The sequence below is a fragment of the Lysobacterales bacterium genome (assembly GCA_016703225.1).
Lineage (GTDB): Bacteria > Pseudomonadota > Gammaproteobacteria > Xanthomonadales > Ahniellaceae > JADKHK01.
Window position 1 is genome coordinate 183813 of record JADJCM010000003.1, and the last position, 18863, is coordinate 202675.

Genomic DNA, 18863 nt, shown 5'->3' on the forward strand with positions numbered 1-18863 from the left:
CGAAAAGCGCCAGTTTCTGCTTTGACGTGAGCAAATCTCGTAGCTAATCTTCCATGTAGTGGAAGATTCAGTAATTTGTTGCTGGGAGTGGGCGATGCAGACCTTGACTGAAGGAATCATCGAAGCAGGCTGGTCCGAGCGCGTGATTTCGGAGGGGCAGTTGCGGCGCTTGGTTTCGGGGAGTGATCAGCGGCGCTATCACCTCGTCAATCGCGCGGCGGCGGCGGGCGAGTTGGTGCGGCTGCGGCGCGGGCGCTATGTGCTCGGCCATGCGTTGCAGCGGCGGGCGGCGCATCCGTTTGTGTTGGCGCAGGGGTTCGAGGCGGGCAGCTATGTGTCGTTCGAGACCGCGCTCGCGTATCACGGCTGGATTCCGGAAGCGGTGCGCAGCGTCGCGAGCGTCACCTCCGGAAGCAAGTCTGCGACGTACCAGCCGGCAGGGTTCGGCAGCTATTCGTTCCATCCGCTGGCGATCGAACCGAGTGGATTCCTGTTGCTGGTCGAGCGCGTCGAATTGAGCGGACAGTGCGCGCTCGTGGCGCGTCCGCTACGCGCGTTGATGGATCTCGTCTGTCTGCGCAAACAGGCCTGGCAAGGCATCGCCTGGTTGATCGAAGGACTGCGCATCGATGCCGACGCGCTGCGCAGCGTGACCGGCGACGAACTGCGCGCGCTGCGTCAGGTCTATCGTCAACGACGCGTCCAGGCATTCCTGAAGGCACTGTCGCGAGCACTCGGCGATGATTGAGATCCTCCAGCAACGACTCGATCGCTACCGCGTCGGCAATGCGCTCGAGCAGGAACATGCGCTGAAGGAAATCCTGCAGGAAGTCGGGCTGTATGCACTGTGGCGCGCCGACTTCTTCGATGTCGCTGCGTTCCAGGGTGGCACCAGCCTGCGCATCCTGCAGCGTCTGCCGCGCTTCTCCGAGGGCCTCGACTTCATCCTGAAGACGCCGAATCCTGGCTTCGACTGGCAGCGCTATCTCGAGCCGATGACGGCGGTGCTGACCGAGTTTGGATTGCGCAGCGAATTGCTCGACAAGAGCCGCATGGACAGCGCGGTGCGCACCGCCGTGCTCAAGGGTGACTCGATCAGCCAGCAGCTGAATCTTGAATTCGTGCATGGGCCCACCGACAAGAAGCTGCGGATCAAGCTCGAGATCGACGTGAATCCGCCAGCGGGCTCCGGCTTCGCATACACGTATCTCGATTTTCCGCTCGATCACGAAGTCTGCCATCAGGACCTCGCCAGCAACTTCGCGTTGAAGATTCACGCCTTGCTGTGTCGTCCGTATCTGAAAGGGCGCGACTGGTTCGACTTCGGCTGGTACGTCGCGCAAGACGTGCAACCGAATCTGCCGTTGCTGCAAGCCGCTTTGCTGCAGCAAGGACCGTGGCGGGATCAGCCACTCGTCGTCGATGTCGCGTGGCTGCAGGCGACGTTGCGGCACAAGCTCGCAAGCATCGATTGGCGGGCGGCAGCGGAAGACGTCCGGCGCTTTCTGGCCCCGGCGCAACAGCACAGCCTGCGTCTTTGGAGCGCCGGCTTGTTCTCCGCAAAAGTCGGCAAGTTGGGTTGATCGTCGCCAACCGGTCCGGGCGTGGCCTCACCTGCCGCCGGGCGCAAGCAATCCACGTTTGAGCAATGCATCGATCAACGCCTTGGTGTACGCCGGTTTCTGGCGGTAATCGATGTGCGATTCGTCCGGCAGCGGGAAGTCGCGCAGCGCGGGCACGTCGAGGGCGTGCAGGGTTTTCGCCGGTGTTGCGGCGACCATACGGTCCCAGTAGTCGGCGCGCGGGAACCAGTCTTCTTCGGCCCAGCGGCGCAGGCCGCTGGTGGGCGAGGCATAGAAGATCACTTCGCCACCGCGGGCCTGGATCGCGCTCACCCAGGCGTGGCTCGCCTGCACTTGTGGCCACCACTCGGCAAACGCGATCCGCGGCAGGTGGCCGCCGTGGCGATCGAGGTTTTCCTGCAATGCGCGCTTCTGCCAGTCGCGGTCGCCGCGGTCGTAGTCGATGTGTCCGAAGCGGCGGCGATCGAACCACTGGTAGGGATGGAATGGCTCGCCTTCGCCCTTCCAGAACCGTACGACCGTGCGCAGCAGACTGAAATCGCTGCGCGCGATCACGGCGTTCAATTGCCAGTGATTGAGCAACATCCGATGCCCGGCGCGACTGGGCGAGAACTCACGGTGGTAGTAATCGACTTCCGGTCGCTGCATCTCGAGACTTGGCTGCGCGAATCCGGCCCCGTCGATATCGCAGACCACGATGCCGCGAAAGGCTTCGTCGGCGGCGAGGTCGCGCAGGGTCGCGAGCGGGTAGCGGCCATCCATCGCCAGCATCACCGGCTCCAAACCAGGCAGACGCTCACGCACGGTCGCGCGATCGATCGCATACAGCGTGCGTGACGCACCAAGGAACACGATCGCGCGATCGGCCGACGACGCCTTCGCGCGCTGCAGCGACCACAGGTCGGGGGCGTCAACGATGATCGGCGTGTAGCCACGCCCGCGCCAATGCTGCTCGACCGCGACCAGCGCCGAACCGGCGAGCACGAGGGCGATGGCGAGGGCGGTGAGGGCGCGGCGCATGTCAGAACTGGAAGTAGATGAAGGCGCGCGAGACGCCGGGCGAGAGCACGATCGCGACCGCGAGTATCGCCCAGATCACGGCGAGCGAAAGCGCATCGCGCTGGCGCAGCCAGCGACGCAGGTCGTGATGGCGCAGCAGCCAATGCATCAGCCAGAGCAGGCCGAACACGATCAGCGCGATCTTCGCGTCCGCGCTCAGCGCGGCTGAGCTGTCGGTGACGACGAACATCGCCTGATGGATCTTCGCCGCGTGTGCGAAGTCCGGTGCGCGAAACCAGACCCAGGCGATCAACACGCCGAGCAAGGTGATGAGCCCACCGAGCAGGGTGCCAAAGCCACCCAGCATCGTGCCGGCGCGTTCGAGCAACGGCCGTGACAGGCGCTCGCCGACCAGCACCAGGCCGTGGAAGGCGCCCCAGGCGACGAAGGTCCAGGCCGCGCCATGCCATAGACCGCCGAGCAGCATGGTCAGCATCAGGTTGCGCAGCGTGAACAGCCGCGATCCACGATTGCCGCCGAGCGACACGTACAGGTAATCGCGCAGCCAGGTCGACAGCGACACATGCCAGCGTCGCCAGAAATCCGAGAAACCCACAGCGGCATAGGGCGCGCGGAAATTGTCCGGCAGCCAGAAGCCGAGCATCGCGGCGCAGCCGATCGCACACGTCGAATATCCGGCGAAGTCGCAGAAGATCTGGCCGGCGAACGCGATCGTGCCGGTCCAGGCAGCGGCGGTGTCGATGCTGGCGCCGGCCTGGAACACCGGATCGACCACCGGCGCGAACACCGAATCGGCAAGCACGACTTTTTCGAACAGACCGAGCAGCAGCAGCGACAGACCGAGCGTGAAGCCTTCCGAGGTGGTCCGCCGCGGCGTGTGCAATTGCGCGCTGAAGTCGTGGTAACGCACGATCGGGCCGGCGACCAGCTGCGGGAAGAAGCCGACGAACAGCAAGTAATCACGCAGCGAGCGTTGCGCGCGCACCTCGCCGCGATAGACATCGATGCAATAACTCAGCGACTGGAACGTGTAGAACGAAATGCCGACCGGCAGCAGGATGTCGAAGCCGGCCGGTTGCCAGTCGATGCCGGCGAGCGCGAGCAGCGACTGGGTGTTGTTGCGCAGGAAATCGCCGTACTTGAAGAAGCCGAGCAGGCCGAGGTTCGCGATCAGCGATGCCACCAGCCACGGCTTGCGTATGCCCTTGCCGGCGTCGGCCATGCGCAGGGCCAACCACCAGTCCATCGTCGCCGAGCCGATCAGCAGCAGCAGGAAAGGCGGGTTCCAGGCGCCGTAGAAAACGAAACTGGCGCCGAGCAGGAGGTTCTTGCGCAGCGACCACGACAGACCCGGCAGGTTGAACAACGCCACCACGGCGATGAAGAACCCGACGAAGGTGAGCGAATCGAAGGTCATGGGCGGCGAGGCTGGCGGCCGCGCAGTATAGAGGGGGGCGGCTGCTCAGCGCCTCAGGTCCACCAGTAGCGGATCACGTGGAAATAAACCGGAGCCGCGAACACCAGGGAGTCGATGCGGTCGAGCACGCCGCCATGGCCCTCGATCATGTGGCCCCAGTCCTTCACACCGCGGTCGCGCTTGATCGCCGACATGACCAGCCCGCCGAAGAAGCCCATCACGCAGACGGTGAATGCGATCGCGGCCGCTTCGAGTGCGCTGAACGCGGTGAAGCCGTGCAGGCTGGCGCCGAGCGCGGTCGCGCTGGCAATGCCGCCGAGCAGGCCTTCCCAGGTCTTCGAGGGTGACAAGGTCGGCGCGACCTTGTGCCGGCCAGTGAGCTTGCCCCAGATGTACTGCAGCACATCACTGCCCTGCACGACGATCACTAGCCACGCGATCAGCAGCAGCTCGCTGCCGGGTTGGCCGCGCACCTCGAGCGTCGCCAGCGCTGGCAGATGCGACAGGCAATACACGCAGATCATCAGCCCCCACTGCACCTTGGCCGCACGTTCGAGGAAACGCGTGGTGTCGGCGGAGACCGCAGCCAGGATCGGCAACAGCAGGAACGCGTAGACCGGGATCAGGATCGAATACAGGCCATACCAGTCGATCCAGATCAGCGCGTATTGGGTCGGCAACGCGATGAAGAAGCTCACCGCGAGTGCGATGTGGTCGCCGCGGCGGGTGTAAGCGAGGGTGATGAATTCGCGCAGCGCGAAGAAAGACAAGGCCGCGAACAGCGCGATCACGCCCGTCTTGCCGCAGGCAAAGGACGCGCCGAGCAGGCCGACCATCCACCACCACGCGAAGATGCGGCTGTTGAGGTTGTCGAGCACCGCATGCGGTTTGCCCTTGGCGATGCGGAGGGAAAGGATCGAGCCGATCGTGGTCGCCAGCGCCAGCACCAGCAATGCACCCGCGAACAGCTGCAGCACCGGGTCCTGCATCCATGCCCTCATGCGTGCTCTCCATCGTCGGGGCGCAGGGACAGCATCGCGGCGCGCGCGCGCTCCAGGAACTCCGCCTTGGACTCGCCTTCGATGCGTTCGAGCGGTGCGCCGTAACTGACGGTGCAGATCAGCGGCACCGGCAGAAGCTCACCCTTCGGCATCACCCGGTTGAGGTTGTTGATCCAGACCGGGATCAGTTTCGCGCGCGGGTGGCCGCTGGCGAGGTGGAACAGGCCGCTCTTGAACGGCAGCAGCACGGCGTCGCTGGTGTTGCGCGTGCCTTCCGGGAACATGATCAGCGAGTCGCCGTGGACGAGTGCGTCGAGCATCTGCTGCACCGGGTCGGGTGCGCCCTCGCTCTGAGTGCGATCGATCAGCACGGCGCGGAACACACGACCAGCGATGAAGCGACGCAGGGCACTGCGGTTCCAGTAGTCGGCACCGGCGATCGGGCGCACCAGCCGGCGCAGAGTCGAGGGCAAGGTCGCCCAAATCAGCACGAAGTCGCCATGGCTGGCATGGTTGCTGAAGTAGATGCGTTGTTCTGCGGAGGGCTGGCAGCCACGCCAGAACGCCTGCACGCCGGTGAGCAGGCGCGCGAAGGTCAGGATCATCCAGGCCACGAGGCGTTCGATCATGTCTGCGAATCGCGGTTGGCTGCAGGCGGGATACTGCGCATTGCATTGCGGACACGGCGCACGATGGTCCAGGCAATGGCGGCGGCGATCAATGGCATCAGCCAGTGCAAGAATTCCGGAAGCGGTGCGCCGACGCCGATCCACAGACCGAGCGCGCCGAATATCGCGGCGCGGTCGCTCTTGCCCATCGGGCCGTCGTAACGGCGCTGGGCACCGATGCTCGGGCCCAGTGCACCGGCGAATTCGCTGATCGTGGCGAGCACGATGACCACTGCGACTGAGACCGGCTGGAAAGGCGCGACCAGCGCGAGCGGCGCGTACAGCGCGGCATCCGAGACCACGTCTCCCAACTCGTTGAGCATCGCGCCGAGCCGCGATTTCTGGCCGAACTCGCGTGCCAGCATGCCGTCGATCGCGTTCAGCGCCATGCGCAGGAACATCCACAGCGGCAGCAGCAGGAACAGGCGGCGGTCGCCGGCAGCCTGCCACCAGAGCAAGGCGCCGACTCCGACCGAAGCCAGCGTCGCGATACTGGTGACCTGATTCGCGGTGACCCCGGCGGCGTGCAGTTGCCGCACCAGCGGCCGCAGCAGGTTCTGGAAGGCCGGTTTCAGTGCGTAGATCGACATGCAGACTCTCCTCGGAGCGCGACCGACAGCAGCGTGGCGGGTCGGCCCGCCGATCGCCAAGCCGCTTGTGTCGCGCAGCGTCTTTGGGTAAAGTTCGCGGCCCTTGCGGGCGCATAGCTCAGCGGTAGAGCACTACCTTGACATGGTAGGGGTCTCAGGTTCGATCCCTGATGCGCCCACCAATTCGCGAAAGCGAATTTTCCGCAAAGTCCAACTCCGAGAGCCGTAGTTCCAACGAACACGATCACGATGACGCGAACCGGTAACCACCTCTAGCGAATCCGCAGACTGGCTCCGAATGACGAAGGGCGCTTTCTGCGCCCTTTTCTATTTCTGCAAGGAACGACCCGATGATCACGATCACGCTGCCGGATGGTGCGAAGCGCGAATATGCGCCGAGCACGACGATCGGCGAAGTTGCCGCAAGCATTGGCCCCGGACTGGCCAAGGCGGCACTGGCTGGCAAGGTCGACGGCAAGCTCGTCGACCTGAGTCATCCGCTTGGCGCCGACGCTGCACTCGAGATCGTCACCGACAAGCACCCGGATGCGCTGGAAGTGCTGCGCCACTCGACCGCACATTTGCTTGCGCAGGCGACGCAGCGGCTGTTCCCGGATACCCAGGTCACGATCGGTCCGGTGATCGAGAACGGCTTCTACTACGACTTCGCGCGCAAGACGCCGTTCACGCCCGATGACCTTGCCACGATCGAGGCCGAGATGACGCGGATCGTCGCGGAAGGTCTGCCGGTGGTGCGCTCGCTGATGCCTCGCGACGAGGCAGTGGCCTTCTTCAAGAACAAGAACGAGCACTCAAGGCCGAGATCATTGCGAGCATCCCGGCGAACGAGGATCTGTCGCTGTACGCGCAGGGCGAGTTCATCGACCTGTGTCGTGGTCCACACGTGCCGAATACCTCGAAGCTGCGCGCTTTCAAGCTGATGAAGATCTCCGGGGCCTATTGGCGCGCCGACGCGAACAACGAGATGCTGCAGCGCGTGTACGGCACCGCCTGGCTGAACGACAAGGACCTCAAGGCGCATCTGTTCCAGCTGGAGGAAGCCGAGAAGCGCGACCACCGCAGGCTCGGCCGCCAGCTCGATCTGTTCCACATGCAGGAAGAGGCCCCGGGCCTGGTGTTCTGGCACCCGAAGGGCTGGCAGGTGTGGCAGGTGGTCGAGCAGTACATGCGCAAGGTTTACCGCGACAACGGCTACCAGGAAGTGCGTTGCCCGCAGATCCTCGACAAGTCGCTGTGGGAGAAGACCGGGCACTGGGAGAACTACCGCGACAACATGTTCACGACGCATTCGGAGAACCGCGACTACGCGGTCAAGCCGATGAACTGTCCGGGTCACGTGCAGATCTTCAATCATGGCCTGCATAGCTATCGCGAACTGCCGATCCGCTATGGCGAATTTGGCGCCTGCCATCGCAACGAGCCCTCGGGCGCGCTGCACGGCATCATGCGCGTGCGCGGCTTCACTCAGGACGACGGCCACATCTTCTGTACCGAAGCGCAGATCGAGCCGGAAGTGACCGCATTCCACCGCCAGGCGATGAAGGTCTATGCCGACTTCGGCTTCACCGAGATTGCGCTCAAGATCGCGCTGCGACCGGAAAAACGCATCGGTGACGACGCCGCCTGGGACAAGGCCGAAGACGCCCTGCGCTCGGCGCTGCGCTCCTGCGACGTCGAATGGCAGGAACTGCCGGGCGAGGGTGCGTTCTACGGCCCGAAAATCGAGTACCACTTCCGCGACTCGATTGGCCGCGGCTGGCAGGTCGGCACGATGCAGGTCGACTTCTTCATGCCCGGCCGCCTCGGCGCCGAATACGTGACCGAGGAATCCGCCCGCAAGACCCCGGTGATGCTGCACCGGGCCATCGTCGGCTCGATGGAGCGCTTCATTGGCATCCTGATCGAACACCACGCCGGAATCCTGCCGCCCTGGCTGGCCCCGGTGCAGGCGGTGGTCATGAACATTACCGAGGGCCAGGCCGAGTACGTGGACGCGGTCGGCGAAACCCTTGTAAATCAAGGCTTCCGGGTCAAGGCCGATTTGCGCGGCGACAAGATCGGCTATAAGATCCGCGAGCACACGCTGCAGAAGGTGCCGTATCTGCTCGTCGTCGGTGACCGCGAGCGCGACAATGGCCAGGTGGCGGTGCGCGCATTGAACGGGGAAGATCTGGGCGTGATGACGCTCGATCAGTTCATTGCACGGTTGCGATCGGAAACGGAGAAGCACTGAGCCTGGCTCGGTGTTTCAGCAGACAGGGCTTGGCGGAGGTAGCGGTATCAGCACTGAAAAATTGAACCGGCGGAACAACGAAATTCGTGTTCCGCGTGTGCGCCTGATCGGCGCGGATGGGGAGCAGGTCGGCGTCGTCGGTCGCGACGAAGCCCTGCGCATGGCGATGGATCTGGAACTCGATCTGGTCGAGATCGTTCCGAACGCCGACCCGCCGGTGTGCCGCATCATGGATTTCGGCAAGTTCCGGTTCGAAGAACAGAAGAAGGCGCACGCCGCCCGCAAGAAGCAGAAAGTGGTCGAGATCAAGGAACTCAAGTTCCGCCCGACCACCGACGATGGCGACTACGACATCAAGCTGCGCAACCTGCGCCGTTTCATCTCGGAAGGCGACAAAGTCAAGATCAACATCCGCTTCCGCGGCCGCGAGATGGCGCATACCGAACTCGGTATCGCCATGGCCAAGCGACTGGAGGAGGACCTGAAGGAAGAAGTGACGATCGAGCAATGGCCCCGTTTGGAGGGCCGCCAGATGGTCATGATGGTGGCGCCGAAGCGCAAGTAAGGCGTCGTAGGATCGCGGACGGGAAATCCGCACAAGCCGCATCGAGCAGGACGGAAAGCGTGGCCGCGGCCACCGCTCGGTACAGTCAAACAACACTCATAGGAAGTGTCATGGCAAAAACCAAAATCAAGACCAACCGGGCCGCTGCCAAGCGATTCCGGAAGACCGCATCCGGCAAGTTCAAGGCCGGGCATGCGTTCAAGAGCCACATCCTGACCAAGAAGTCGACCAAGCGGAAGCGCAACCTTCGTGGCACCAATCATGTTCGTGCGGAGGACGCAGGTCGCGTCGCCCGCATGGTTCCCTACTTGTAAGCCGGAGGTATAGACCATGGCACGAGTCAAACGTGGTGTAACCGCCCGCGCACGTCACAAGAAAATCCTTTCCCAGGCCAAGGGCTACTACAACGCACGCCGCAAGGTGTTGCGTGTGGCCAAGCAGGCCGTTACCAAGGCTGCCCAGTACGCCTACATCGGTCGCAAGCAGCGCAAGCGCCAGTTCCGTGGCTTGTGGATCGTACGCATCAATGCCGCTGCGCGCATGTTCGACCTGAGCTACAGCCGTTTCATGAACGGTCTGCTCAAGGCGGGGATCACGCTCGATCGCAAGGCGCTGGCTGATCTCGCCGTGCACGACCTGAAGGCGTTTGAAGTGCTCGCAACGAAGGCCAAGACCGCTCTCGCCGCGTAAGCTTCAATGCCGGGTTCGCCTGGCCAATGCAGTACACGCGTGGGGAAGGGCTTGGGCTCTTCCCCACGTTTTTTTTGCGCCGAAGAAATGAGGCGCCAGCGAAGGAATGACGATGGACGAATTGCAGACCGCTGCTGTTGAAGCCAAAGGTTCGATCAAGGATGCCGCTACGCTCGAAGCCCTCGACGCCATCCGCGTCGCGTGGCTCGGCAAGCAGGGCCGGTTGACCGAACAGTTGAAGCTGCTGGGCAAGTTGCCGCCCGAGGAGCGCAAGGCCACCGGCGAGCGCGTGAACCAGGTCAAGGCGCTTCTCGGCGACGCGATCGACGCCCGTCGTGGCGAACTGGAGACCGCCGCCCACACCGCGCGTCTCGCGTCCGAGCGCATCGACGTCACCATGCCCGGCCGCAACGGTTCGCGCGCGAACCTGCATCCGGTGACGCGAACGCTTGATCGCATCACCGACATCTTCGGCCGCCTCGGCTATCAGCTCGCCGATGGCCCCGAAATCGAGGACGACTATCACAACTTCGAAGCGCTGAACTTCCCGGAGCACCATCCGGCGCGCGCGATGCACGACACCTTTTATTTTCCGGACGGGCGCCTGCTGCGCACGCATACGTCGCCGGTGCAGATCCGCGCGATGCAGGGGCGCACGCCGCCGATCCGCATCATCGCCGCCGGCAAGGTCTATCGCTCCGATTCCGACCAGACGCATACGCCGATGTTCCATCAGGTCGAGGGCCTGCTGGTCGACGAGACCTCGAACTTCGCCGACTTGAAGGGCACGCTCAAGCAGTTCGTTGGCGCGTTCTTCGAGCGCGATTTCGACATGCGCTTCCGCCCGAGCTACTTCCCGTTTACCGAGCCTTCGGCCGAAGTCGATATTCGTTGGGACCGGGCGGATGGGACGCAAGGCTGGCTCGAAGTGCTTGGTTGCGGCATGGTCCATCCGAACGTGCTCAAGGCCTGCGGCATCGATGCCGAGCGTTACACCGGCTTTGCCTTTGGCCTCGGTGTCGAGCGTTTCGCCATGCTGCGTTACGGCGTCGATGACCTGCGCTCCCTGTTCGAAAACGACGCGCGCTTCCTCGCGCAGTTCGCGTGATCGCCGCCAGAAGGAACTGATGCAATGAAATTCTCTGAAAACTGGTTGCGCGCGCTGGCGCCCGTGGATGCGGATCGTGCTGACCTGATGCATCGCCTGACCATGGCCGGACTCGAGGTCGAGGGCGTGGAGGTGCTGGGTGAAGGTCTCGATGGCGTGGTCATCGGGGAGATCATCGAAGCCGAAAAACATCCCAACGCAGACAAGTTGCGTGTGTGCATGGTCGCGGTCGGGCAGGGTGAGCCGCTGCAGATCGTCTGCGGCGCACCCAATGCGCGCGTCGGTCTGAAGGCACCGTTGGCGACGATCGGTGCGACCCTTCCGAACGGCATCGCAATCAAGCAGGCCAAGCTGCGTGATGTCGATTCGTTCGGCATGTTGTGCTCGACGCGCGAACTGGGTTTGAGTGACGACCACGCCGGCTTGATGGAGTTGCCGGCCGACGCGCCGGTCGGGCAGGCATTTGCCACCTGGATCGGACTGCCCGATGCCAGCATCGAGATCAAACTGACGCCGAATCGTCCGGATTGCCTGAGCCTGCGCGGACTGGCTGCGGAGGTCTCCGCGCTGTATGGCTTGACGCCTGACGATGCTGCGCAGATCGTGGTGGACGCGCAGTCGTCGGTGGCGCGCAACGTGCGACTCGATGCACCCGCCGACTGCCCGCGCTATCTCGGGCGTGCGATCGAGGGCATCGACCCCGCGGCAGCGACGCCGCTGTGGCTGAAGGAGCGCCTGCGCCGTTGCGGTCTGCGCTCGATCAGCGCGGTGGTCGATGCGACCAATTACGTGATGCTCGAACTCGGGCAGCCGATGCATACCTTCGACCTCGATGCGCTGCACGGCGGCATCAGCGTGCGCCGCGCGCGCACGGGCGAGAAGATCAAGCTGCTCGATGAGCGCGAGGTCGAACTCGATGCCGGGTTTCTGATCATCGCCGATGACAAGAACGCGCTCGCCGTCGCCGGGGTGATGGGCGGCTACGACTCGCGCGTGACCACGACCAGTCGCAACCTGTTCCTCGAGTCCGCACATTTCGCGCCGGCCGCGGTGCAGGGGCGCGCGCGCAAGCTCGGGCTGCATACCGATGCCTCGCACCGCTTCGAACGCGGTGTCGATCCGGAACTGCCGCGCCAGGCGATCGAGCGCTTGACGCAGTTGATCGTCGAGATCGCCGGCGGCGTGCCCGGCCCGGTGGTCGAGGCGAAGTCGGACGCGCACCTGCCAGTGCGTGCTCCGGTGCGCCTGCGCGCCGCGCGTCTGGCGCGCGTGACCGGAATTGCTCTGGCGGCGACGGAGGTCGAGCGCATCCTGCACGCGCTCGGGCTGCGCGTCAGTGCTTGCGAGGGGGGCTGGGAGGCGGTGCCGCCGAGCCAGCGTTTCGACATAGAGATCGAGGAAGACCTGATCGAAGAAGTCGTTCGCGTGCATGGCTACGAACGCGTGCCGACAGCGGTGCCGCGCGGCGAGATCGCGCTGCGGCTTCCGCCCGAGGCGCAGGTTCCGAGCGCGGCGATGCGCGCGGCGCTGATCGCGCGCGATTACCGCGAGTGCCTGCACTTCAGTTTCGTCGCCTCGTCCTGGCTGCAGCAGTGGGGCATGGCGGAGGGCGCAGTCGCGTTGGCCAATCCGCTGTCGGCCGATCTGGATGTGATGCGCACCAGCCTGTTGCCGGGTCTGGTGGATGCCTTGCGTCGCAACCAGTCGCGGCAACTGGAGCGCGTGCGCCTGTTCGAGATCGGCAAGTCGTTCCAGGCCGGTGACCCGCCGATCGAAACGCCGCGTCTGGCGCTGGTCGCGACCGGAACCGCGGCCGCCGAGCAGTGGGGCGTGTCCGCGCGCGAGATCGACTTCTTCGACATCAAGGGGGACCTGGAACAGTTGTTCGCGCTGACCGGGCAGGCGGCGGCGTTCACGCTGCGTCCGGCACGGGTGCGGTGGCTGCACGCCGGTCGCGGCGCCGAGTTGCTGCGTGAAGGGCATGTGGTCGGCTTCGCTGGCTGCCTCGATCCGCGCTTGGCCGGGGAACTCGGCCTTGCGGGCGATGTGTACGTCGCGGAACTGGAACTGGCCGCATTGACCGCGCGCGATCTGCCGCGGGCAGGCGATCTGAGCCGTTATCCATCGCTGCGCCGCGACATTGCGATCGTCGTCGAAAAAACCATTGAATTCGCGCGATTGGAAGACATTGTGCGGGAAACGCTTGGGCCGCTACTGCGGGAATTCGTGCTGTTTGACGAGTTTGCCGGCAAAGGCTTGCCTGAAAACACAAGAAGCCTCGCTATGGGCTTGATTTTGCAGGAGGCTTCGCGCACCCTTGCGGACGTGGATGCCGATTCTGCGGTGCAGTCCGTGTTGGCTGCACTGGAACAGAAGACGGGCGCGAAGTTGCGAGGCTGAGATGGCGTTGACCAAGGCAGAACTCGCCGAACGGCTCTTTGAGCACGTCGGCCTGAACAAGCGCGAGGCGAAGGAGTTCGTCGACTCGTTCTTCGACGTGATGCGCGATGCCTTGGCGCGTGGAGAGCAGGTGAAATTGTCGGGTTTCGGCAACTTCGATCTGCGCCAGAAGAACCAGCGCCCCGGCCGCAATCCGAAAACCGGCGAAGAAATCCCGATCTCGGCTCGACGTGTGGTCACGTTTCGTCCGGGCCAGAAGCTCAAGGTGAGGGTCGAGGCGTATGCTGGATCAGGGCAGCAATAACGAGCTCCCGCCGATCCCGGCGAAGCGCTACTTCACCATCGGTGAGGTGAGCGACCTGTGCGCCGTGAAGCCGCACGTGCTGCGTTATTGGGAGCAGGAATTCACCAGCCTGAACCCGGTCAAGCGTCGCGGCAACCGTCGCTACTACCAACGCCACGACGTGCTGATGATCCGCCAGATCCGTTCGCTGCTGTACGACCAGGGCTTCACCATCGGTGGCGCGCGCCAGCGCCTGGAGGGTAACCAGGGAAAGGCTGAAGCGACGATCGGTACGCAGATCGTCAAGCAGGTGCGGCAGGAACTGGAAGAGGTGTTGGTCATCCTGAAGCGCTGAGCGCGTTGCGGGATTGGCGGCGAGCGGTCACAATCCGCGCCCGCGCTCGTCGCGGAATCCGATGTCGGGGCGTAGCGCAGCCTGGTAGCGCATTTGCCTGGGGGGCAAAGGGTCGTGGGTTCGAATCCCGCCGTCCCGACCAATCTGGATCAGGAACCCGGCTGCGGCCGGGTTTTTTGTGGGCGCTCACGGCGCCTTGGAGCGCATCGGGTAGCATCGTCCGCCTCATGGCTGGGAAGGTCTATTGCCGATGCGATTCCGTTCTGGCGTGCTGGTTCTCGCGGTCGCGGTCGCGATCGCGTTCGTGTTGCACGCGGACCCGGTCGGCGCCGGCCAGCTGCGGCTGGCGACCGGTGATGTCGACACCGATGGCTTGACGCGCAGCAGCGCCGAAGTCGAAGCCGAATCGCGGGTATCGCATCTGATCGTCCAGTTCGATCGCGCATCGACAGCGGATGTGCGCGCGGCGCTCGCGCGCTCCGGGGCTGCCATCGAAGCCTACGTGCCGGATGCGGCTTTCCGTGTGCGTCGCAACGGCGTGTCCGGCGACGCGTTGCGCGCGATCCCGGGCGTGACCTGGGTCGGCCATTGGCGCAGCGAATGGAAGCTGGCGCCGGCCTTGCGTGCAGCGACTCCGGGCACGCGCTTCGATGTCTACGGCCACGTCGATGGCGATCTGGATGCACTGCTTGCGGCGATCGCCAAGCTCGCGCCGACGGCGCGCATCGAGATTCACGGCAGCGACCGCTTGCCGCGCGCGACGATCGCGCTGTCGGTCGACGCGAATGCCATGCTCGATGCACTCGCGCGAGCCGACGCAATCAGCTGGATCGCGCCGCATGCGGCGCCCGAGCCGCACAACACCGAGGCTAGCGGCGCGATCCAGAGCGGTGTCGTCGGCACGCATCCGCTGTGGACGCGCGGGCTTACCGGGCATGGCCAGGTGGTTGCGGTTGCCGACAGCGGACTCGATGCCAACGAGCGCTGGTTCACCCGTTACGACCCGGGCAGCGGCGCGCTGGTGTTCGTCACGCCGGCGCAGGACACGACCCCGCCGGCGCCGGGCTCACTGGTCAGCAATGCCAAGGTGATCGCGAACTGGGTGCAGCCCGGCGCGACCGCGTACGAGACGCTCGCTCCCTGCGGTACCGTCGAGGCGATCCAGCACGGCACCCACGTCAGCGGCAGCGTCGCTGGGGATAGCGGCGTCACCGCGACGCCGCTGCTCGCCCACGCCGATGCCGGTGATGGCATGGCGCCGAACGCTCAGTTGCTGTTCCAGGACATCGGTGCCGATTGCCTGGTCGTCGCCGACTACGCGGCCACGTTGCTGCAGGCGCGCGCCGGCGGCGCGCACATCCACAGCAACAGCTGGGGCGCGCCCACCGGCAACAGCTACACCGGCTACGACTTCGATGCCGACGACACCACCTGGGCGCTGCAGGACCTGCTCCTGGTCGCCTCGGCCGGCAATCGTGCCGACGCCATCGCCGCCATCGGCTCGCCCGGCAACGCCAAGAATGCGCTGACCGTCGGCGCACTGCTGCACGGTGCCAGCGAGTGTGCGGCCAGCCTGCACACCACCGCTGGCGTCTGGGGTACGAGCATCGGCCCCGGCAGCGGCTGGCGCGACAAGCCCGAGATCAGCGCGCCCGGCGTGGCCACGATCTCCGCGGCCGGCGACGACTTCAGCTTCGGTGCCGAGGAACCGGCCGAGAGCAAGGCGCTGAGCGGTACCTCGATGGCGACCCCGACGGTCGCCGGCGGCGCTGCACTGATGCGTCAGTATTTCGCCGAGGGCCGCTATCCGCACGGCAGCGTCAGCGCCGGCGATCGTCTCCACCTGCTGGCGCCGACGCTGAAGGCGGCCGTGGTCAACAGCACCGGCGAGATCCTCAACAGCTTCATCGGCGAGACACGGTTGCCGAGCTACATCAGCGGCTGGGGTCGCATGTACCTGGATCGCGACCTCTACTTTCCCGGCGACAGTCGCCGCCAGCGGGTGTTCGAGCGCAGCCACGGCAGTGGACTCGCCACCGGCGAAGTGCATGAGTACGCGATCGAAAACGTCGCCTCCGGGCAAGCGTTGCGCGCGACGCTGGCCTGGTTCGACGTTGCGTCGATCCCGGGCGTCGACTATCCGCTGGTTAACGATCTCGACCTCGAAGTCGTCGGCCCCGGCGGCGAGCTGTATCGCGGCAATGCTTTCGGCGACGACACCAGTTGCCAGACGCAGGCCTGCTACGACCCCTGCGAAGCGACGCTGCCGCAGCGCCCGGTCAACAGCACGATTTCGATCGCAAACGTCGGCAGCCGCGACTCACGCAACAACCTCGAAGCGATCCGTCTGCTGGCGCCGACGCCGGGACGCTACGTATTTCGCGTGCGCGGATTCTCGGTGCCCGGCAACGATCGCGTCGGCAGCGATCGGCAAGGTTACGGACTGGTGGTCGCTGGTGCCTTCGGACTGCCGGCCGCGCCGCCCGCGGCCGCGCCGCAGAATCCCGCGGTCACGCAGAACGACAGCAGCGGCATCCGCGTCGAATTCGATGCCGTGGTCGGTGCGACTGCGTACCAGTTGTACCGTGCCATCGGCAGTTGCGCCGCCGCCGACATCGCCGACTTCCATCTCGCCGGCGTCGCCACCGGCGCCAGCGTCCTCGACCCCAACACCATCGGCGGCGACACCTACGCTTATCGTGTGCGCGCCATCGGCAACGATGTCGAGGGCACGGCCAGCGCCTGCATCGAAGCGGTTTCGAATGACGACTGCACGCTGCCGCCCTTGTTCGATCGCGAAGCGCCCGTGGCCGATGCCGCTGCGGCCAGTTGCCGCGTCGCGCTCAGCTGGAATCCGGCGCCGGCGCGCTGCGCGTTGTCGAGCGCGGTGGAGTACACGGTGCAGCGCTCGCTGACGCCGGACTTCGCCGCATTCGCTTCCTTCATCGCATCGTCGGCCAATTATCTCGACACCAGCGTCGCCAACGGCGTGCCGTATTTCTACCGCGTGCTCGCCCGGGATTCGTTCGGCAACGAAAGCCTGCCGAGCGCGATCCGCAACGCCACTCCGGTCGGCGCCGGTGGCCCGGCCGGCCTCGGCTTCATCGACGATGCCGATACCCGCACCCACGCCGAACTCGAAACTCCCTGGCAGTTCGCGAGCGGATTGGTCGCCGACGGCAGCTACGCGTACAAGACCGGTGCCAGCGCGGCGGTCTATCCGCGCAACACCTGCGCCAGCGTGACGTTGCCGGCGCTCACCCTTCCCGATGACGCAACCCTGCGCTACGACGCCCGCTTCCAGCTGGAGACCGGCTGGGACGGCGTGGTTGTAGAGATCTCCACCGACGACGGCGCCACCTGGTCCGACCTGCCCCCGAGCGGTGGCTACCCCGGCAGCTTCGAGGCCACCGGCAGTCCGCCGATCAACGCCTGCGGCTACCCGTCCACGCGAGGCGCCTTCAGCGGCGACAACGGCGCCTTCCAGACCTACGCCAGATCGCTCGCCGCCTACGCCGGCCAACGCGTGCGCATCCGCTGGCGCCTCTCCACCGACCCCGGCATCGAACTGCAAGGCTTCCACCTCGACGCCATCCGCATCGACTCCCCCCGTCTCCCGCTCCCCCCCGACCTCATCCTCCGCGCCGGCTTCGACAACGACGACGCCGCCGCGGTAGGAAATGAGCTGCGCAGCACCCTGAAACGACATCGGCCCGCGCGAGGCGGGCCGATGCGGGCGAGGGCGGTCGCCAGTCAGTTCTGGCTCGGGGTATTTTCCGAGAAGTACTCGTGGCTGTCGGCGTTCTTGATGGCGCTCGACGGATTGCTGATGGCGAGGCTCTTGGCGCCGGACTGGCCGTAGACGATGTCGTCGGTGTTGCCGAGTACGTCGAAGTGGCTGAGTTCGTGGATGATGGTGCCGGCCTTGGAGTCGGTGCCGGTGTTCGGTGCCGACCAGAAGGCGTTGCACAGGTACACGCGGTAGGGCTGGGTCGGGTAGACGTAGGCGTAGTAGTTCTGGGTGCAGCCGCAGTTGAAGGTCAGCTTGGTGTTGGCCAGCGCGTATTCGATGCGGTCGTAGTTGCCCTTGACGCTGTTGAAGCGCGAACTGGTGGCGGTGCCGAACCAGGTCTTGTAGCGGGTGGTGACGGTCGAGTAGGTCTTGCTGGTGAAGTAGCTGTCGGAGTTGATGGCGTAGCTGCGTGCCGAGGTGAGTGCGGTCTTGATCGAGCTCTGGCGCGTGGTCGAACAGCTCTCGAACGCCGGTGTCGGATTCAGCGCCTTCATGCCGATCGGGAAGGCTTCGTCGTAGTTGTTCGGCTCGCCGGCGCCGTCCACCCAGCGCAGGATCGGGAACGATTCGATGCGCTTGGCGTGGCCACCGCGAGGGCTGTCGTGGGCGTCGGCGCCCGCAGCCAGGTCGATCGCGTACTTCATCTCGTACTGGCCGGAGGCTGAGAAGTCGTAGGCTTCCGACAGGTCGAGTTCGATCGACTTGGACTCGCCCGGCTGCAGCGTCATCCAGTCGTCCGCGCTTGGCGCGCCGCGCTTGATCCAGCGACCGTTGTAGTCGGAGTCCATGCCGCCGACGGCCACATCGAACAGGTCATGCTCAATGCCGAAGAACGGCGTCTGCCACTTCAGGACGCTGACGGCTTCTTTGCCGTCGTTGCGCATGGTGAAGTGGACCGCGGAGCCGATGTCCTGGCTGGCCTTGTCGAGCGAAGGCGCCATCACCACGCTCAGACCGGCAGCCTGCACCGATGTGGCCGCAAGCGCTGCGGTGATCGACAACACGAGTGTTCCGAGACCGCGAACAGCGGCCGAATTGCGCTGAATCATGTGCTCTCCCCAGAGTTTCGAATGTGTTTGCGTGGATGTCGCCGCTGCGGGCAACCCGTCGAAGCTATCGACGCCCATCGATCCGTT

General features: G+C 65.1%; 16 protein-coding genes, 2 tRNA genes and 1 pseudogene. 13 read left to right on the forward strand and 6 right to left on the reverse strand.

Features of this window, described 5'->3' with window-relative positions; translation table 11 throughout:
- The first annotated feature begins 94 nt into the window (after window positions 1-94).
- Together IPG63_14005 and IPG63_14010 are read left to right on the forward strand one after the other, a co-directional pair.
- A complete protein-coding gene (locus IPG63_14005) occupies window positions 95-748 on the forward strand; it encodes a hypothetical protein (GenBank protein MBK6728343.1) in 654 nt (217 codons plus the stop codon).
- Window positions 741-1583 (forward strand): nucleotidyl transferase AbiEii/AbiGii toxin family protein, encoded by an 843-nt coding sequence (locus IPG63_14010; protein MBK6728344.1) that lies wholly within the window; start codon window positions 741-743, stop codon window positions 1581-1583. Before IPG63_14005 ends, IPG63_14010 begins: the two co-directional genes overlap by 8 nt.
- 27 nt (window positions 1584-1610) lie before the next feature.
- Here the strand turns inward: IPG63_14010 and IPG63_14015 are convergent, their stop codons facing one another.
- The 5 genes from IPG63_14015 to IPG63_14035 are packed head-to-tail and all read right to left on the reverse strand — an operon-like array spanning window position 1611 to window position 6279.
- The gene (locus IPG63_14015) at window positions 1611-2603 is read right to left on the reverse strand and encodes a hypothetical protein (GenBank protein MBK6728345.1); all 993 of its coding nucleotides are present in this window, start codon (window positions 2601-2603) and stop codon (window positions 1611-1613) included.
- A 1-nt stretch (window position 2604) separates the two neighbouring features.
- A complete protein-coding gene (locus IPG63_14020; protein MBK6728346.1) occupies window positions 2605-4020 on the reverse strand; it encodes an MBOAT family protein in 1416 nt (471 codons plus the stop codon).
- A gap of 53 nt (window positions 4021-4073) precedes the next feature.
- A complete protein-coding gene (locus tag IPG63_14025; GenBank protein ID MBK6728347.1) occupies window positions 4074-5021 on the reverse strand; it encodes a phosphatidate cytidylyltransferase in 948 nt (315 codons plus the stop codon).
- The gene (locus IPG63_14030; GenBank protein MBK6728348.1) at window positions 5018-5650 is read right to left on the reverse strand and encodes a 1-acyl-sn-glycerol-3-phosphate acyltransferase; all 633 of its coding nucleotides are present in this window, start codon (window positions 5648-5650) and stop codon (window positions 5018-5020) included. Before IPG63_14030 ends, IPG63_14025 begins: the two co-directional genes overlap by 4 nt.
- Entirely contained in the window at window positions 5647-6279 is a 633-nt protein-coding gene (locus IPG63_14035) for a CDP-alcohol phosphatidyltransferase family protein (protein ID MBK6728349.1), read from the reverse strand. The genes IPG63_14030 and IPG63_14035 overlap by 4 nt, the downstream gene beginning before the upstream one ends.
- A gap of 107 nt (window positions 6280-6386) precedes the next feature.
- On the opposite strand from IPG63_14035, the gene IPG63_14040 reads away from it, so the two are divergent.
- From IPG63_14040 to IPG63_14090, 11 genes and pseudogenes are all read left to right on the forward strand, one after another.
- Window positions 6387-6461, forward strand: a tRNA-Val gene (locus tag IPG63_14040).
- A gap of 168 nt (window positions 6462-6629) precedes the next feature.
- Window positions 6630-8533, forward strand: a pseudogene (thrS, locus tag IPG63_14045) (threonine--tRNA ligase).
- A 46-nt stretch (window positions 8534-8579) separates the two neighbouring features.
- A complete protein-coding gene (infC, locus tag IPG63_14050; GenBank protein ID MBK6728350.1) occupies window positions 8580-9098 on the forward strand; it encodes a translation initiation factor IF-3 in 519 nt (172 codons plus the stop codon).
- A 110-nt stretch (window positions 9099-9208) separates the two neighbouring features.
- On the forward strand, window positions 9209-9412 hold the full coding sequence (gene rpmI, locus IPG63_14055) for a 50S ribosomal protein L35 (protein ID MBK6728351.1): 204 nt from the start codon (window positions 9209-9211) through the stop codon (window positions 9410-9412).
- Between the two features lie 16 nt (window positions 9413-9428).
- The gene (gene rplT / locus IPG63_14060; GenBank protein MBK6728352.1) at window positions 9429-9788 is read left to right on the forward strand and encodes a 50S ribosomal protein L20; all 360 of its coding nucleotides are present in this window, start codon (window positions 9429-9431) and stop codon (window positions 9786-9788) included.
- Between the two features lie 112 nt (window positions 9789-9900).
- Window positions 9901-10896, forward strand: a complete 996-nt coding sequence (gene pheS / locus IPG63_14065) for a phenylalanine--tRNA ligase subunit alpha (GenBank protein MBK6728353.1) — start codon at window positions 9901-9903, stop codon at window positions 10894-10896.
- 24 nt (window positions 10897-10920) lie between these two features.
- Window positions 10921-13296: a phenylalanine--tRNA ligase subunit beta gene (locus tag IPG63_14070; GenBank protein MBK6728354.1), complete on the forward strand. Its 2376-nt coding sequence runs from the start codon at window positions 10921-10923 to the stop codon at window positions 13294-13296.
- Window position 13297: 1 nt separating this feature from the next.
- A complete protein-coding gene (gene ihfA / locus IPG63_14075) occupies window positions 13298-13600 on the forward strand; it encodes an integration host factor subunit alpha (GenBank protein MBK6728355.1) in 303 nt (100 codons plus the stop codon).
- Window positions 13578-13934: a MerR family transcriptional regulator gene (locus IPG63_14080; GenBank protein MBK6728356.1), complete on the forward strand. Its 357-nt coding sequence runs from the start codon at window positions 13578-13580 to the stop codon at window positions 13932-13934. Before ihfA ends, IPG63_14080 begins: the two co-directional genes overlap by 23 nt.
- Window positions 13935-13999: 65 nt before the next feature.
- Window positions 14000-14076, forward strand: a tRNA-Pro gene (locus tag IPG63_14085).
- A gap of 108 nt (window positions 14077-14184) precedes the next feature.
- The gene (locus tag IPG63_14090) at window positions 14185-17796 is read left to right on the forward strand and encodes a S8 family serine peptidase (GenBank protein ID MBK6728357.1); all 3612 of its coding nucleotides are present in this window, start codon (window positions 14185-14187) and stop codon (window positions 17794-17796) included.
- On the opposite strand, the gene IPG63_14095 is transcribed toward IPG63_14090, so the two are convergent.
- Window positions 17688-18776 carry a peptidase M35 gene (locus tag IPG63_14095; protein ID MBK6728358.1) on the reverse strand — a complete coding sequence of 363 codons (1089 nt, stop codon included), beginning with the start codon at window positions 18774-18776 and terminating at the stop codon, window positions 17688-17690. The two genes, IPG63_14090 and IPG63_14095, sit on opposite strands and share 109 nt — an antisense overlap.
- Window positions 18777-18863 lie beyond the last annotated feature (87 nt).

Coding starts and splice junctions, on each gene's coding strand:
- IPG63_14025 (MBK6728347.1), bottom strand. CDS start 5,021: ATGAGGGCATGGATGCAGGACCCGGTGCTGCAGCTGTTCGCGGGTGCA.
- IPG63_14035 (MBK6728349.1), bottom strand. CDS start 6,279: ATGTCGATCTACGCACTGAAACCGGCCTTCCAGAACCTGCTGCGGCCG.
- rplT (MBK6728352.1), top strand. CDS start 9,429: ATGGCACGAGTCAAACGTGGTGTAACCGCCCGCGCACGTCACAAGAAA.
- pheS (MBK6728353.1), top strand. CDS start 9,901: ATGGACGAATTGCAGACCGCTGCTGTTGAAGCCAAAGGTTCGATCAAG.
- IPG63_14095 (MBK6728358.1), bottom strand. CDS start 18,776: ATGATTCAGCGCAATTCGGCCGCTGTTCGCGGTCTCGGAACACTCGTG.
- IPG63_14070 (MBK6728354.1), top strand. CDS start 10,921: ATGAAATTCTCTGAAAACTGGTTGCGCGCGCTGGCGCCCGTGGATGCG.
- IPG63_14020 (MBK6728346.1), bottom strand. CDS start 4,020: ATGACCTTCGATTCGCTCACCTTCGTCGGGTTCTTCATCGCCGTGGTG.
- IPG63_14015 (MBK6728345.1), bottom strand. CDS start 2,603: ATGCGCCGCGCCCTCACCGCCCTCGCCATCGCCCTCGTGCTCGCCGGT.
- IPG63_14080 (MBK6728356.1), top strand. CDS start 13,578: ATGCTGGATCAGGGCAGCAATAACGAGCTCCCGCCGATCCCGGCGAAG.
- ihfA (MBK6728355.1), top strand. CDS start 13,298: ATGGCGTTGACCAAGGCAGAACTCGCCGAACGGCTCTTTGAGCACGTC.
- IPG63_14005 (MBK6728343.1), top strand. CDS start 95: ATGCAGACCTTGACTGAAGGAATCATCGAAGCAGGCTGGTCCGAGCGC.
- IPG63_14030 (MBK6728348.1), bottom strand. CDS start 5,650: ATGATCGAACGCCTCGTGGCCTGGATGATCCTGACCTTCGCGCGCCTG.
- rpmI (MBK6728351.1), top strand. CDS start 9,209: ATGGCAAAAACCAAAATCAAGACCAACCGGGCCGCTGCCAAGCGATTC.
- IPG63_14090 (MBK6728357.1), top strand. CDS start 14,185: ATGCGATTCCGTTCTGGCGTGCTGGTTCTCGCGGTCGCGGTCGCGATC.
- IPG63_14010 (MBK6728344.1), top strand. CDS start 741: ATGATTGAGATCCTCCAGCAACGACTCGATCGCTACCGCGTCGGCAAT.